Origin of the sequence: Pseudomonas sp. IPO3778 (assembly GCF_013386825.1) — a bacterium.
Taxonomy (GTDB): domain Bacteria; phylum Pseudomonadota; class Gammaproteobacteria; order Pseudomonadales; family Pseudomonadaceae; genus Aquipseudomonas.
In genome coordinates, this window is the sequence record NZ_JACARC010000011.1 from 49,898 (window position 1) to 65,294 (window position 15,397).

Consider the following 15,397-nt stretch of genomic DNA (forward strand, 5'->3'; position numbering starts at 1 on the left):
CAACGACATGAACACACCACGTATCTGGCTGTCCCTGTTGGGCATGCCCCTTGCGGCGACGGCGGCTGAAGGCGGTTTTATCGAAGGCTCCACCGCCAGCTTGCAGGCCCGCAATTACTACTTTAGCCGCGACTTCTCCGACATCGTTGGGGCCAACAAACAGTCGAAGGCCGAGGAGTGGGGCCAGGGTTTTATCCTGACTTACAAATCCGGCTACACCCCGGGGCCCGTCGGTTTTGGTTTGGATGCACTGGGCACCCTGGGCCTCAAGCTCGACAGCAGCCCCGACCGGACCAATACCGGTTTGCTTCCGGTCAAGGGCGATGGCAGTGCCCCGGACGATTACAGCCGTTTGGGGCTGACGTTCAAGGCCAAGTTTTCCAGGACTGAACTGAAGGTCGGTGAGCTGCAACCCAACCTGCCGGTGCTGGCGTTCAGCGATATCCGCCTGCTGCCGCCGAGCTATCAGGGCGTGAGTGTCAGCTCCGGTGAAATCGCCGGCCTTACGCTGCAGGCCGGCCATTTGACCACCACCAGCCTGCGCAACGAGGCGGGCGACGAGAAGATGATCGCCATGCTCGGCCACGTGCCGCAGCGCGGCGCCGAAAGTGATGCCTTCAACTACGTCGGTGGCGACTACGCCTTCAACACTAATCGCACCACCGTCAGCTACTGGCATGGCCAACTCAAAGACATCTACCGCCAGGAGTTTGTCGGCCTCAAGCACAGCCAGCCGATAGGCAACTGGGTGCTCGGCGCCAACCTCGGTTACTACGACGCTCGGGAAGACGGCGACACGTTGCTCGGCAAGATCGACAACCAGGCGTTTTTCTCCCTGCTGTCGGCCAGGCGTGGCGGGCACACGTTCTATGTCGGTTACCAGGCCATGTACGGCGACAGCGCTTTTCCACGGGTCTTCGCCAATATCTCGCCCCTGGGCAACGAGGTGCCCACCTACGAGTTCGCCTACACCGACGAACGCTCCTGGCAAGCACGGTACGACTACGACTTCGCCGCGCTGGGTCTACCGGGGCTGACCACCACCGTGCGCTATATCACCGGTGACAACGTGACCACCGGCGCCGGCTATGAAGGCAAGGACCGCGAGCGGGACCTGGATATCGGCTATGTGGTGCAAAGCGGCACCCTGAGCGGCCTGGGCATTCGGGTGCGCAACGTCATGGCCCGCTCGAACTACCGCAGCGATATTGACGAGAACCGGCTGATCCTCAGTTACACCTGGAAACTGCTTTAGACGCCCGCCTGGCACGGGGCTCGGCTAACGCGTGGCGGTATTGCGGATAGACGAGCCCAGTGTCTTGCGAAACATACTGATAAACGAGCGCACGCCCCAAACGCCGGCCACCTCCACGTACTGAGGAAACGCACGCGCCGATAGCCGCAACCGTTTTGGCCAAGAGGCATCAACGCCTCTCAAGGCTGATAGGAATAGGCAAACCTCCCAGATTTACCGGCATAGGTCGACGGTGATTACCTGACTACCATGGGTACACGTCAACCAAGAGGCATTTCCCATGAGTCTTCACAAAACCCTGTTTATCACCGGTATCAGCAGCGGCTTCGGCAAGGCCCTGGCGGCAGAGGCGTTGGCTGCCGGCCACCGCGTCATCGGTACCGTGCGCAACGCCGCGGCCCTGGAAGCGTTTGAAGCATTGTCTGCGGAGCGCGCCCACGGGGTAATTCTGGATGTCACCGACTTTGAGCGGATCGACAGCGTCATCGCCGAGGTGGAAACCCGCTTCGGCCCGGTGGACGTGCTGGTGAACAATGCGGGCTACGGTCATGAAGGCATTTTCGAAGAGTCACCGCTGGACGACATGCGTCGTCAGTTCGACGTCAACGTGTTCGGCGCCGTGGCGGTGACCAAGGCCTTCGTGCCGTACTTCCGTCAGCGCCGCAGCGGGCACATCCTCAACATCACGTCCATGGGCGGCACCATTACCATGCCGGGTATCGCCTACTACTGCGGTAGCAAGTTTGCGCTGGAAGGCATCTCCGACACCCTGAGCAAAGAACTCAAACCGTTCAACATCTTTGTCACGGCCGTGGCACCGGGCTCGTTTCGCACCGATTGGGCCGGCCGCTCGATGCAGCGTACGCCCCGCAGTATTGCCGACTACGATGCCAGCTTTGATCCGGTGCGCCAGGCGCGGGAAGAGAAAAGCGGCCACCAATTGGGTGACCCGCAAAAAGCCGCACAAGCGATGTTGACGTTGATTGCCAGCGACAACCCACCGGCGCATCTGCTGCTGGGCAGTGATGCGCTGGGCTATGTGCGGGAAAAACTCGCGCAGTCCCTGCGGGATATCGATCAGTGGGAGGCACTGACGCGGTCTACGGATGGTTGATGTCCGGGTCCCCAGGACACCGTTGACACCTTGGTTTTCGTAGGGGGTGAAGTCGAACTGAGGCTGACCGCCGCGAATATCGCTGCACCAAGGCGCAGGAATGACTGATCGAGGTTCGGTGAGCACAACGTTACGGAACGGCGATCAGGCGGGAACCCGTTTTGATAACTGCGCTCGACGCTCCATATGCTCATTCGCGACTCTCACCGCTTCGTCAGTTCGCCCCCACAGCCCCGTTATCTGCGCGACGATCTCCGGCCGCGCGGTACGTGGGTTCCCCGAGTTCATTGTCGGCTGCGGGTCGTACTCGAGCACGAGTTGCGTAAACTCAGCCGCGTCCCGACCTTTGAGCTCGGCGATGACCTTCAGCGCAAAGTCGATACCTGCCGTTACACCACCCCCTGTGATTCGGTTCCTGTCGACGCATACCCGTTCGTAGCTCGGTTCGATACCCAGTGCGATGAGCGGTTCGTAGAAAGGCCAATAGGTCGCTGCACGGTAGCCCTCCAATAATCCCGCCATAGCAAGCAGTACAGAGCCTGTGCATACGGCGGTTACATAGGTGGCCGTCTTTCCTGCGCGAGCAATGAAATCGAGCAGCTCCTGGTCCTTCATGATTTCAGGCGTTCCTCCGCCACCTGCGACAAACAGCACGTCCAGGTTATCTGGAACGTCATCAATCGTGATCGTGGGGTTGATGGTAACGCCCATATCGGTGGGAACGGGCTCCAGGGTCTTCCAGATGATGTGGGTTTTGGCATGAAGGCCGAACGCCGTCTGTGGGCCAGCCAGGTCCTGCAAAGTGAAACCAGGAAAAATCACCATGCCAATCTGCAGTTGGCGGTTTTCAATCGTATTGCTCATCTCATCAGACATTACCGTCTCCTCTCGTCGTACTTGACGAGAGAGTATTCCTGCTGGACGCTGCAGGTGAGTGGCTTAAACGACATCAAGCGATCGTTTTCTGCCAATTACTTTAAGGTTGAGAGCGGAGGCCAACGCCGTGCATAAAATTGCTGTTCTGGTATTGAATGACGTGGTGCCGTTGGACTTTGGTATTGCCTATCAGGTTTTCGCTTTGGCTTCTCAGGTCGATGGCAGCAACGCATACGAGGTGGAGGTGTGCGCACCCGAGCAGACAATTCGGTCCGCTGGCTTTGATATGCAGGTGCGGTACGGCCTCGACCGTCTTGAGTTAGCCCACACTATTGTCGTTCCAGGGTGTGAAGACCCGTTTGGAGAGGTTCCAGAGGCGGTAAGAATCGCTCTTCGCGAGGCCTATGTTCGGGGTGCAAGATTGGTATCAATCTGCACGGGGGCTTTTATCCTTGCCGCGAGCGGTCTTCTTGACGGAAAGCGCGCGACTACGCATTGGCGTTTCACCGAGGACTTGGCCAAGCTTCACCCAGAGATACACGTAGAACCTAACGTTCTGTTCGTCGATGAAGGAAGCATCGTGACTTCGGCCGGCGCGTCAGCAGGATTGGATATGTGTTTGCACCTCGTGCGACGCGATTACGGTCAGTCTGTTGCGGCAAACACGGCCCGCCTAGCGGTCGCGCCACTGTACCGTGATGGTGGTCAGGCTCAGTTTATTCGTCAGGAGCTTCCAGGCTCTCCAACGAGCTTAATGCCCTTGATCGAATGGGTACGGGACAATTTGAGCAGTTCGCACACGGTCGATAATCTTGCGGCACGAGCCAACATGAGCGCTCGCACCTTCGCTCGGCGATTTCAAGAACAGACCGGTACTACACCTTTACAGTGGCTTCTCACCGCTCGTATTGATCGAGCGCGGGCATTGCTTGAGGAGAGCGAGACATCGATTGATCAAACAGCATTTCTTTGCGGATTCGGGTCTGCGGTGACCTTCCGTTCACGGTTTCGGAGAGTCGTTGGCCTGACGCCCACGGAGTACCGGCGTCGTTTCAACTCGGCAAGCTAACGCTGTCATCGCAGAACCATGCCGGCGCTGTTTCCGGCAAACGAAGATGACGCCGCCGTCGCGGGGGATTCCATTACAGGCTATCCGGATCCCCAAAAAACATCTGAATCCGCGACCTTAACCAACGCTCCCCCGGATCATTGTCCTGGGACCCGCGCCACGCCATGTGCAATTCAAACGTGCGCACCGGCAATGGCGGCTCTTCAGCCCGCAAGCCACCCGCAGACGTCAACGCCTCAGCGGCATAGTCCGGCACGGTCGCGACAATATCGGTGCCCGCCAGCAACGTCCCCAGCCCATTGAACTGCGGTACCGCCAGCACCACATGACGCTTGCGGCCAAGTTTCTCCAGCTCTTCATCCAGAAACCCGCTCAAATCCCCGGCGAACGACACCAAGGCGTGGGGCCGTGCGCAGAAGTCGTCCAGGCTCATGGAGCCCGGCATGCTGTCGGCCCTCAGCAGCATCGGCTTGCTGCGGCGCAATACCTTGCGCTTGGCGTTGGCCGGCAGGTCGGTGGTGTAGCTCACGCCAATGGAGATTTCCCCGGAGGCCAGCAGGCCGGGCATCAGGATGTAGTTGACGCGGCGCACCACCAGCACGATGCCCGGGGCTTCGGCGCGCAGGCGCTTGAGCAGCAGGGGCAGCAGGGCGAATTCGACGTCGTCCGACAGGCCGATGCGGAATACGGCGGTGCTGGTGGCCGGGTCGAATTCGGAGGCGCGGCTGACGGCGGTGGAAATCGAGTCGAGGGCCGGGGAGAGCAGGGCGAAGATCTCCACCGCACGGGCCGATGGCTCCATGCTGCGCCCGGTACGCACGAACAGCGGGTCGTCGAACAGGCCGCGCAGGCGCGACAACGCCGCGCTGATGGCCGGCTGGCCCAGGAACAATTTCTCGGCAGCACGGGTCACACTGCGTTCATGCATCAAGGTTTCGAATACGATCAACAGGTTGAGGTCGACACGACGCAGGTCGTTACGGTTCATCTTGTGTCCCAGGCGGCGTCAGTAAACTTGACGGGAGCGGTCATATAAGAACAATGACCGGCATGAATCTTACGGGGAAAGGCTGGTACTCTGCACCGGCTAATTCAGTTTTCCTGCATGGTTTGGTGCGTTTTCCGTATGTGCGGAATCAATGACAGGCATGTCGACTATTAACGGCGACCGGTGGTCTTGCTCCGAAAGCCCAGATAGAGTTCATGGCAATAGAGGTTACTTTGACGAGGTTTGCGATGTCCCGCACGATCCGTTTTCACAAGTTTGGTCCGGCCGAGGTGCTCAAATGCGAAGAGCATGCAGCCGCTAAGCCCGCACCGGGCGAAGTGCAGGTGCGCGTCGAAGCGATTGGCATCAGCTGGTACGACATTCTGTGGCGCCAGAACCTGGCGTCGTCCCATGCTCGCCTGCCATCAGGCCTGGGCCATGAAATGGCCGGTGTGGTCGTGGCCGTAGGCGAGGGCGTCGATGACCTGGCAGTCGGTGACAAGGTCGCCAGCTTCCCGGCCGAGAGCCCCAATGATTACCCGGTATACGGCGAACAGATCGTTCTGCCGCGTTCGGCCCTGACCCGTTACCCGGATGTGTTGAGCCCGATCGAAGCCAGCGTGCACTACACGCCGTTGCTCATCGCCTACTTTGCGTACATGGACCTGGCACGGGTCAAACCCGGGCAGTTCGCCCTGGTGACAGACGCCAGCCACTGTGCCGGCCCTTCGTTTGTGCAACTGGGCAAAGCCCTGGGTGTGCGGGTGATTGCCGCGACCAAGACCAGTGATGAGCGGGAATACCTGCTGTCCCTGGGGGCAGAGAAGGTCATTGTCACTGAAGAACAGGACCTGCTGATGCAAGTCAACAAGTTCACCGATAACCGCGGCGTTAACGTGGTGTTCGATGGCTTGGGTGGCCCACAGATGTCGCTGCTGGGTGATGTGTTGGCGCCCCGTGGCAGCCTGGTGTTGTACGGCCTGCAAGGCGGCAATCAGACGCCATTTCCGGCCTGTGCCGCGTTCCAGAAGAACATTCAGTTCTTTGTGCACTGCATCGGCAACTTCACCGGCAAACCGGAGCTGGGGATCATCCAGGACCAGGTTGCCTTGCAGCGAGCCCTGCGTGACATCAATCAACTGACGGCCGACAAGGTGCTGGTACCGCTGAAAACCACGGTATTTCCGTTCAGTCAGTTCGTCGAAGCGCACCGTTACATGGACGAATGTCCGTGCCGTGAGCGCGTTGCCTTGCAGGTAGAAGCTGTTTGATCTGTGGGAATATTCTCAAGCGAGTATTCCTGCCCCCGGGCGCATGGGGTATATGCGCCATTTGACAGGGTTTAACCTGCTCACCGTTTGATCCGGGAATTTAAGGTTTGAGCCCGGTAAATCATACGCTTCCCCCTTACGCCGCCCTGAATCCCAGTGCGGCGTTGTCGTGTCTGGACGGCCCATACCGATGGCCCGCCGCCATCTGAACTGGTTTTTGCCCGGGTTCTGTATCTGTTAATCATTATTCAAGCGCTGATAATTGCCCCGTCACTTTCATCTCAAGGATTGAGCAATGATTGAATATCTGAAATCGCCACGCGTGTCCGTTACCCCCAATAACGTTGTGTATGCCCGGCCAGGCGCAAAACCATTATTAAAGTTGGTAGTGTCGGAAGTTTCTTTAGTTTGTAAGTTAAAGCGGAGTAGGAAGTTGTCAGGGTATTCCTAAGGCCGCCCATTTGAGCTTCGCGCCCCGGCGCTTGGCGCTTTTCCCGGGCTGGAAGCCCCGAAGCGGCCATTGCGTGATAGCACGCGGTGCTAATCTCATTTCAATGTCATCTGTTGCAACAGACAACGCCCCTACAGAAACAACAGATCCGGCACATACCGTTAACGGTCGCCCGAAACTGATATTTCAACTCAGGTAGTAGAACTATGAGCGCTATTCACGAGCAAGCCATGAACTATGTCTATCAACAAGTATTACAACGCTTGGTAGGGCATTTCTCTCGAACTGAACGCACTTCCCTTCAATTGTTGATTCAACGCATCGTGGTGGCGGCAGGCGGCATGGAGCGGATCGGTGAATACAAGGTGCTGGTGGCCCACGGCACCGGCGCCGGCAGCAGTTACGCCTTGACCTTGCTGCGTGCGGCCCAGCTGACGCTTGCGGGCCGCACGCCGCGTACCTTTCAGTTACGCGTGGCGACATTGCGCCATGCCGGCATGACGCAAACGGCGCTGGACACGCTGCATCGAGGCTACAGCGCGCTGTTCCTGCATGATGACCCGCGGGTCGAACTGTTGATGGTGGAGAACCGCCAGGTGTTGCCGTTCAACCACCTGCGGCCGGCGTCCGATATGGCGCAGGACACCAGCCGGCGCAACATGCTGATGGTGGGCCATCTGACCTCGGGGGACCTGGGCCAGACGTTGTGCAATGACGCCTACCTGGCGCTCGGCGATTTTTATCAGCGTGTGACCACGTGGCACGGCGGGGTGCACGCACTGGTCAGCGCAGACTCTACCCGCAAGCAGCGCGAGTACCTGGCATGGCTGAAGAAGGCGGCGCTGTCGGCGGGCGCCGCGGTGCCTGCGCGCCAGCCGTTGGTGCTCAGCGGGTTGTTTGCGCGCATGGACGAGTGGAGCGCCGAATATCACAGCGATGTATACGGCGAGCACCACGAGGCGGTTGATCAGTGCGACAAGGACCACCACCGCCACCTGGCCTATATCGGCATTGCCGACCTGCTGGATGCGGTGGAATACGCCAGCGGGCCGCTATTGAGGCAGTTTCTGGGCTATCGACCGGACGAGTTTGGCTTTCATTTCAGCCACCCGGGCTACGTGAACCCGTTGCTGATGGCCCATCTGCGCGGCCTGCAAGCCGAGTGCCTGCGGGAGCTGGATTATGAGGAGGGGGCCTGGGGGTTTACGCAGCAGGCCACGCTGTTTATGCGGCGCAAGCAGATTCCCGAACACCGGATTGAAAAAGCCGCCAGCCCGGAGGGCCGTGCCCTGTCGGCCAGCTACGCCCATGAGCAGTTCGGGCTGGACGAAAACCAACTGAGCTGCCTGATGTTTTCGCCGTTTATCCGTCACGGCGAGCGTCTCGAAAGCTTTTTGCGCCAATGCCATCCGGGCATGCTGGTGGCGCTCCCTGAGCTGCACAAGGCATTACAAGGCAAGCCTGTGGCCGAGATGCTGGTGCAATGGGCGACCGACATCAGCGGTTTGCCCATCAACCTGCTGCAACACCTCTACCGCAAGCGGCCGGCCACCGCGATTGTGCAGATGACCGCCGCGCCGAAGCGAGGTGCACCCGCCCTGGCAACCTGCCAACTGGCCGGGCGTTAAGGGCGTGCCGGCGGGTCAACAGCGATGAACCCCAAGGACGTCAGGCAAACCGACTTTGCCTACCAGGCGGTGTATCGCTACATGATTAATCTCATCAACGAAGTCGGCACCGACGCCCGGGTGAAACTGCCGTCATTGCGCCAGCTGTCGGAGCGTCTGAATGTGTCGATCTCGACCATTCAATACGCCTATTCCTTGCTGGAGAAGGAAGGCCGGGTCTATTCGGTGGCCAAATCAGGCTACTACGCCTGGCCGGTAGTGCATAAACCGGCAGGCAGCAGCGGCGGCGATCTGCTGGAACGGGTGTATGCCAGTGCGCGGCGTCCGGGAGCCCTGGTGCTCAGCGCCGATGAACCGGCACTTGGCGCGTCGCTGGACGGGGCGCTGTTGCTGATGGAGCGTGAGCTGCTGCGTCACTACCCGCGGCATTTGCAGCCCTGGTCGCAGCCCTGCGGGGTCTGGGAGCTGCGTGCGGCGCTTGCGGCGCGTTACACCTCGTCGCCCACTCGCTGCTGGCAAGCGGATGAGGTGTATATCGGCGCCGATCTGCGCGGGGTCCTGGAGATCCTGATTGAGGTGTTGGGGCTCAAGGGCGCTACGATCATCGTGGAATCACCGTGTGACTGGCTGATTCTGCGGTTATTTCAGGGGGAGGGCGTCAGGATCATTGAAGTGCCGTTCACGGCGGACGGAGGCCTGGACCTGACGCTGCTGGAGCAATCCCTCAGCAATGAACCGGTGCAACTGGCGCTGCTGTCGTCGGGCGCCAGCCTGCCATCAGGCAGCGTTATGTCCCACCATGATCGCCTGCAGTTAGTGCGGTTGTTGAACCAGCATGGCTGCTGGCTGTTAGAAAATGACAGCCATGGCGACCTGGGTTTCGAGCACCCGATTACCCCACTGCGGGACGTGGCCAACCCCGAGCGGTTGATGGTGTTTTCCACCTTCGAGAAGACGCTCGGGCCGGAAGCACCCTTTGGCTATTTGCTGTCCCGGCACTTGAGCGGCGAGTTGCAACGCCAGTTCCTGCTGCGCGCGTTCCGCTTGTCGTCCATCCGCCAGCGGGCGATTGCCCGGCTTTATCACAGTGGGCGGATCGACCAGCACCTGCGGGAGTTGCGACCCCAGCTCAAAGAGCAGGCCCGGCTAATGAGCCTGCGCCTGGACGAGCACCTGGGGGACCAGGTGAGCTACCGAATGCCGGCGGCCGGTGCGACCTTCTGGCTACGTTCCAGGCTGGCGGTGGACATGCGCCAGGTGTTCCAGCGCCTGCTCGCGTGCCAGGTGGTGATCGCCCCCGGGGAGTTATTCAGCATCAGCGGCCTGCACCGTCAGCATCTGCGGGTGAGCCATACGTTCGACAGGGCCCACAACCTGGAGGACGCACTGGGCGAGCTGTCCCTCGCCTTAAAGCAGGCGCAGACTGGGTAAGTGACCGGGCGCTGAATGAAATTTCGCTGATTGTTGTAGGATTTATAACGTCGCGGAGCAGTCCAACTCTCAGTAAACTGCACTCTTTTTCCGAATCCTTCTCTTTCAGAGGTTTATGCATGACTCTCAGTCCTTTTGCGGGCAAGCCGGCACCAGCTCAACTGCTGGTAGACATCCCGCGACTGGTAACGGCCTATTACACCGGCCAGCCTGATGCAGCGATCTCCACCCAACGCGTCGCCTTTGGTACCTCCGGGCACCGCGGCAGCTCGTTTGACCTGAGCTTTAATGAATGGCACGTGCTTGCCATCAGCCAGGCCATTTGCCTTTACCGTGAAGCCCAAGGCATCAACGGCCCGCTGTTCGTCGGCCTGGACACCCATGCGCTGTCTACCCCGGCCGGCGCCAGCGCCCTTGAAGTACTGGCCGCCAATGGCGTGCACGTGATGCTTGCCGAAGGCGATGAATACACCCCGACGCCGGCGATTTCCCACGCGATTATTTGCTACAACCGCGGCCGCACCAGCGGCCTGGCCGACGGCATCGTGATCACGCCGTCCCATAACCCGCCACAAAGCGGCGGCTACAAGTACAACCCGCCCAACGGCGGACCGGCCGATACCCATATCACCAAGTGGATCGAAGCCAAGGCCAACGAACTGCTGGCCAATAAACTGGCCGGGGTCAAACGCATCACCCACGCCCAGGCGCTGAAGGCGGACACCACTCATCGTCACGACTACCTCAACACCTACGTGGCCGACCTGGTCAACGTCATCGACTTCGATGCGATCCGCAACGCGGGCCTGCGCCTGGGCGTCGACCCGCTGGGCGGAGCAGGGGTGCGCTACTGGTCGGCCATCGCCGAACATCACCGCCTGAACCTGGACGTGGTGAATACCGACGTGGATTCGACCTTCCGCTTCATGAGCGTCGACTGGGACGGCCAGATCCGCATGGACCCGTCCTCCAGCTACGCCATGCAGGGTTTGATTGGCCTCAAGGACCGCTACGACGTGGCGTTCGCCTGCGACCCGGACCACGACCGCCACGGCATCGTTACGCCGTCCGGTGGTTTGCTGGCGCCGAACAACTACCTCGCGGTGTCCATCGACTATCTGTTCCAGAACCGCCCAGAGTGGCGAGCGGACGCAGCCGTAGGCAAGACCGTGGTCAGCAGTGGCCTGATTGACCGGGTTGCCAAACGCATTGGCCGTCGCCTGTACGAAGTGCCGGTGGGCTTCAAGTGGTTTGCCGACGGGCTGTTCGACGGCTCCCTGGGCTTTGGCGGTGAAGAAAGCGCCGGCGCCTCGTTCCTGCGCAAGGACGGCAGCGTCTGGAGCACTGACAAGGATGGCTTGATTCCCGCCCTGTTGGCTGCAGAAATGACCTCGCGCAAAGGCCAGGACCCGAGCCAGATCTACCGTGGGCTGACGGACGCACTGGGCGAACCGTTTGCCATTCGTGTGGACGCCAAGGCCACGCCGGCGCAGAAAGCCCTGCTGGGCAAGCTGTCGCCGGACCAGGTGACCTCCACGCAGTTGGCGGGGGAAAGCATCCAGCAGATCCTCAGCCACGCGCCGGGCAACGATCAGGCGATTGGCGGGCTGAAAGTCATGACCGAAAACGGCTGGTTCGCGGCGCGGCCATCGGGCACCGAAGACATCTACAAGATCTACGCCGAGAGCTTTATTGGCGAAGATCACCTCAAGCAACTGGTGGAAGAGGCGCAGGTGTTGGTGGACGGGGCGATCTCGTCTAACTGACACCCCAATTGCACCTGTGACTGATTAACCTGTGGCGAGGGAGCTTTTGTGGCGAGGGAGCTTGCTCCCGCTGGAGCGCGTAGCGCTCCCAAGATTTTGGGGCCGCTTCGCACCCCAGCGGGAGCAAGCTCCCTCGCCACATTTAAATTCGGTCAAGCCAGGTCGACCAACACGATCTCGCTGTCTTCAACCGCCGTCACCCGCAACACCTGCTCATCCTCAACCGCCACACCGTCTCGAGCGTGTGCACGCAGGCCATTGACGTCAATCACCCCGGTCGCCGGCACCAGATACGCCCGGCGCCCGCTGTCCAGCCGGTACTCGGCACTTTCACCGGCTTTCAAATTGGCCGCCACCAGGCGGGCATCGGCACGAATGCGCAGGCTTTCGCTGTCTCCGGCCTTGCCACTGGCCAAGGTCACAAAACCTTCGCGCTCACCCTTCGGAAATGGCTTGGCGCCCCACGACGGCGGCAAGCCTGCCTCGTTGGGTATAATCCAGATCTGGAAAATCTTGGTCGGGGTGGCTTCCAGGTTGTATTCGCTGTGGGCGATCCCGGTACCGGCGCTCATCACCTGCACGTCGCCAGCCTCGGTACGGCCCTTGTTGCCCAGGTTGTCGGCATGGCTGATGGCACCTTCACGCACATAGGTGATGATTTCCATGTCACGGTGCGGGTGTTGCGGAAAACCGGTGCCGGGGGCGATGAGATCGTCGTTCCACACCCGCAGGTTGCCCCAATGCATGCGCTTGGGGTCGTGGTATTCAGCGAAGGAAAAGTGGTGGTGAGCGTCCAGCCAACCGTGATTGGCGCCGCCCAGCGTATTGAAAGGTCGAAGTTCAAGCATGATCGTCTCCTGTGGATGGTGGCCATGATCCAACAGGCCAAGATCGATAAAAAGCGTAAAAAATGCAGCAATCCTATCGAATGCTTCGATGCCGATGCTCAGGGCTTATCTTCACTTCATCGCCTAACTGCATGAGCGCAAAGCAATTGGCTGGAACTGAGGGGCGTTTGCGGCGAACATAGGGGCCTTGTCCGAGTTAAAGCATCGCAGGAGTCCGCGTGCCGCAACACACCCCCGATCTGCCTCCCGAACTGCGGCCCCTGGCCGAAATGCCCCTGTTGAAACGGCTCGCCGCCCGATTATTCGGTCACGGCCTGACGCGCCTGCGCGCCCAGCACCGTTTCTCCTGGCTGCACGGCCAGGCTGACGGCTTTCGCAGCGGCCACACGGCGGGGGTGGAGTACGGTTATCAGGAAGGCAAGGCGGATGGCCTCGAGGAAGGCCGCCAGGTCCTGCTGATTCGCGACTTCCGCCCGGATGAACACACCGCGCCGGGGGTTGACGACAGCCTGTTCGATGACTGGCGCCTGCCGCTGACGGCTGAACTGAAAAAACGCATCAAGGCCGACGTGGCGCGCCTGCTGCCGGCACACGCCCAGCCGAGCGCGGCCCAATGGAAGATGATTTTCAGCGATACGCCGTCCACCTCGGTGATTGCTGGCGCCGGCGCCGGCAAATCCACCTCGCTGGTGCTGCGTATCCTGCTGCTGACCCATTACCTGGGCTTTGAGCTGAGCTCGATGACCGTGGTGACCTTCACCCGCGAGTCGCGCAAGGACTTCATCCACAAGCTCATGGAGATTCTCGCCTTGTGGGGCCAACCCCTTGGCATGAAAGAAGCCCAAGCCGTGGTGCGCACCTTTCACTCGCGCATTCTGCCGATGGTGCGCAGCCTGCCGGGGCTTGAGCGGCTGCAAGCCTTCGAGAACCTTAACGCGCGCACCGAGGCAGGCTTTGACGAGGCCGACAGCAACCCCTTCGAACTGCGGATCAACGACGCCCAGCGCCAGCAACTGAATGCCTGCTATCACCAGCTGCATGGCCGTCACGCGCGCTTTCGCGAACTGATTGCCCCGTTGGCGCGTCATGCCCTGCAACTCAGGGAGCTGGAGCGCGACCATCCGGATGTGCAGAAGCGCATGGCGGTGACCGAGCTGGCGGCCAAGCGCGATGAAGAGCTGTGTGATGTGATCGAAGACCTGTGGTTTCGCGCCGGTGCCTGGCCGATCAAGGGCATCGAGCCCAATCGCCAGACCTTTGATATCAACGGCGCGCAGTTTCATTGCCATGGCTACATTGCCGAACTGGACGCCTGGGTCGTACTGGGCTTCGACCCTCGGGAAAACGCCCAGGTCAGCCGTCCCGGCTCGAAGCTGTCGGTGCGTGCCGAGTGGGCCGTCAAGCGTACCCTGTTTCAAGCTTTCTGCCGTAAACCATTGATATGGTTAGAAAGCTACGAATCATCCAAGCGCCTTTTGAGCAGCTTGGCAGGTGACGCAACCGCAGGCCCGGGCTTCGATTACAAGGTCAAGGGCGAGCTGGGTTCAGCGCCGCTGCTGGACAGCTTTGTCGCTGCCGCCGGGTTTATCGAGAACCTGGGGCTGGACGTGCCCACCGCCGTGGGCAAGATGAGTTTTGCCAAGGATGACCCGGACCGTTTCTACTTCGAGGCGCTGAGCATTTTCTGGAAAGCCCTGGAAGACCACTTGCTGGACCAGTCGCCCCCGGTCATGACCTACAACCGGATGTTTTCGCTGTTTGGCGAAAACACCCCGGAAAACCTCAAGCTGCTCAGCGACAGTCTGCTGCGGCCGATGTCGCACCTGATGATCGACGAGTTTCAGGACGTATCGCCGCAGATCGTTTCCTGGATCCGTGCCAGCCTGCGGGAGATTCGCAGCCGTGGTCCGGCCATGCACGTGGGCCGTGGCGCCCAGCGTTCTTCGCTGTTGTGCGTGGGGGATGACTGGCAGTCGATCTATGGCTGGCGGGGCAGTTCGCCCAAGTATTTTATGGCGTTCAACCAGGAATTCCCGTCCCCCACGACCACGCGGGTGATGCTGGGCGAGAACTACCGCAGCCATCAGCACGTTATCGATGCGGCGGAACACATTGTGCGGGCGGCCCCGGCCATCAGCGGCAAGAAGGCCAAGGCCAGCGGCACACCCAAGGCGCTGGTGCCGGTTAGTGTGCGTGATCGTGACGACGCGGCCCTGGGCCAGCAACTGCTGGCGCACTATCAAAAGGGCGATTCGATATTAATGTTGTATCGAAAAAGCAGCGATAAGCTGTTGATTCAGGAACATATTCAGTCTGTAGTTAATCTGGATTCCAGCTTGCCGTACGATGCCCGCCGGCTCAAACAATTGACCTACCACAGTGCCAAGGGCTTGCAGGCAGACGCCGTGTTCCTGCTGGGAGATTGTCAGCACCTGACCAGCTCGCCCTACAAGAACCAGGTTTACCGCATGGCGGGCCTGGGCAAGTACGGTGATACCGAGGCTTACGACAGCGCGCAAAAAGACGAAGTGCTGCGCCTGGCCTATGTCGGGATCACCCGGGCAGTGAGCCATTGCTACTGGTATGTCGAAGCACAGGATGGCCAAGGGGTGAATGTGCCGAAGGCCTCGGACCGGGTGGCCGGGGATAAAGCGTTTTTTGATGATCAGCGAAAATGAAAAAGGGCCACCCCAGGGTGGC

11 protein-coding genes are annotated in these 15,397 nt (G+C 60.3%); 8 read left to right on the forward strand and 3 right to left on the reverse strand.

Features of this window, described 5'->3' with window-relative positions:
- Positions 1-7: 7 nt before the first annotated feature.
- Together HX855_RS03450 and HX855_RS03455 are read left to right on the forward strand one after the other, a co-directional pair.
- Positions 8-1,255: an OprD family porin gene (locus tag HX855_RS03450; protein WP_177084944.1), complete on the forward strand. Its 1,248-nt coding sequence runs from the start codon at positions 8-10 to the stop codon at positions 1,253-1,255.
- Positions 1,256-1,535: 280 nt separating this feature from the next.
- Entirely contained in the window at positions 1,536-2,369 is an 834-nt protein-coding gene (locus HX855_RS03455) for an oxidoreductase (RefSeq protein WP_177084946.1), read from the forward strand.
- Positions 2,370-2,513: 144 nt separating this feature from the next.
- Here HX855_RS03455 and HX855_RS03460 read toward each other — a convergent pair whose 3' ends face one another.
- Positions 2,514-3,245, reverse strand: coding sequence for a DJ-1/PfpI family protein (locus HX855_RS03460; protein ID WP_177084949.1), 732 nt, complete (start codon positions 3,243-3,245; stop codon positions 2,514-2,516).
- A gap of 127 nt (positions 3,246-3,372) precedes the next feature.
- Between HX855_RS03460 and HX855_RS03465 the strand changes: the two genes are divergently transcribed.
- Positions 3,373-4,314 (forward strand): helix-turn-helix domain-containing protein, encoded by a 942-nt coding sequence (locus tag HX855_RS03465; RefSeq protein WP_177084951.1) that lies wholly within the window; start codon positions 3,373-3,375, stop codon positions 4,312-4,314.
- A gap of 73 nt (positions 4,315-4,387) precedes the next feature.
- Here the strand turns inward: HX855_RS03465 and HX855_RS03470 are convergent, their stop codons facing one another.
- On the reverse strand, positions 4,388-5,302 hold the full coding sequence (locus HX855_RS03470; protein WP_003217142.1) for a LysR family transcriptional regulator: 915 nt from the start codon (positions 5,300-5,302) through the stop codon (positions 4,388-4,390).
- A gap of 248 nt (positions 5,303-5,550) precedes the next feature.
- Here HX855_RS03470 and HX855_RS03475 point away from each other — a divergent pair, with 248 nt between their 5' ends.
- From HX855_RS03475 to pgm, 4 genes are all read left to right on the forward strand, one after another.
- Complete coding sequence (locus tag HX855_RS03475; protein ID WP_177084953.1) at positions 5,551-6,573, forward strand: zinc-dependent alcohol dehydrogenase family protein; 1,023 nt, start codon at positions 5,551-5,553, stop codon at positions 6,571-6,573.
- 657 nt (positions 6,574-7,230) lie between these two features.
- Positions 7,231-8,652 (forward strand): hypothetical protein, encoded by a 1,422-nt coding sequence (locus HX855_RS03480; protein WP_256352975.1) that lies wholly within the window; start codon positions 7,231-7,233, stop codon positions 8,650-8,652.
- Positions 8,653-8,676: 24 nt separating this feature from the next.
- Entirely contained in the window at positions 8,677-10,083 is a 1,407-nt protein-coding gene (locus HX855_RS03485) for a PLP-dependent aminotransferase family protein (protein WP_177084955.1), read from the forward strand.
- A gap of 119 nt (positions 10,084-10,202) precedes the next feature.
- Complete coding sequence (gene pgm / locus HX855_RS03490) at positions 10,203-11,849, forward strand: phosphoglucomutase (alpha-D-glucose-1,6-bisphosphate-dependent) (RefSeq protein WP_177084957.1); 1,647 nt, start codon at positions 10,203-10,205, stop codon at positions 11,847-11,849.
- 152 nt (positions 11,850-12,001) lie between these two features.
- Here the strand turns inward: pgm and HX855_RS03495 are convergent, their stop codons facing one another.
- Positions 12,002-12,697 carry a pirin family protein gene (locus HX855_RS03495; protein WP_177084959.1) on the reverse strand — a complete coding sequence of 232 codons (696 nt, stop codon included), beginning with the start codon at positions 12,695-12,697 and terminating at the stop codon, positions 12,002-12,004.
- A gap of 218 nt (positions 12,698-12,915) precedes the next feature.
- On the opposite strand from HX855_RS03495, the gene HX855_RS03500 reads away from it, so the two are divergent.
- Positions 12,916-15,375 (forward strand): UvrD-helicase domain-containing protein, encoded by a 2,460-nt coding sequence (locus tag HX855_RS03500; RefSeq protein WP_177084961.1) that lies wholly within the window; start codon positions 12,916-12,918, stop codon positions 15,373-15,375.
- Positions 15,376-15,397 lie beyond the last annotated feature (22 nt).

Bases quoted from the DNA above. Each gene is read 5' to 3' on its own strand.
- HX855_RS03450 (WP_177084944.1), top strand. From the start codon at position 8: ATGAACACACCACGTATCTGGCTGTCCCTGTTGGGCATGCCCCTTGCG.
- HX855_RS03455 (WP_177084946.1), top strand. From the start codon at position 1,536: ATGAGTCTTCACAAAACCCTGTTTATCACCGGTATCAGCAGCGGCTTC.
- HX855_RS03460 (WP_177084949.1), bottom strand. From the start codon at position 3,245: ATGTCTGATGAGATGAGCAATACGATTGAAAACCGCCAACTGCAGATT.
- HX855_RS03470 (WP_003217142.1), bottom strand. From the start codon at position 5,302: ATGAACCGTAACGACCTGCGTCGTGTCGACCTCAACCTGTTGATCGTA.
- HX855_RS03475 (WP_177084953.1), top strand. From the start codon at position 5,551: ATGTCCCGCACGATCCGTTTTCACAAGTTTGGTCCGGCCGAGGTGCTC.
- HX855_RS03480 (WP_256352975.1), top strand. From the start codon at position 7,231: ATGAGCGCTATTCACGAGCAAGCCATGAACTATGTCTATCAACAAGTA.
- HX855_RS03485 (WP_177084955.1), top strand. From the start codon at position 8,677: ATGAACCCCAAGGACGTCAGGCAAACCGACTTTGCCTACCAGGCGGTG.
- pgm (WP_177084957.1), top strand. From the start codon at position 10,203: ATGACTCTCAGTCCTTTTGCGGGCAAGCCGGCACCAGCTCAACTGCTG.
- HX855_RS03495 (WP_177084959.1), bottom strand. From the start codon at position 12,697: ATGCTTGAACTTCGACCTTTCAATACGCTGGGCGGCGCCAATCACGGT.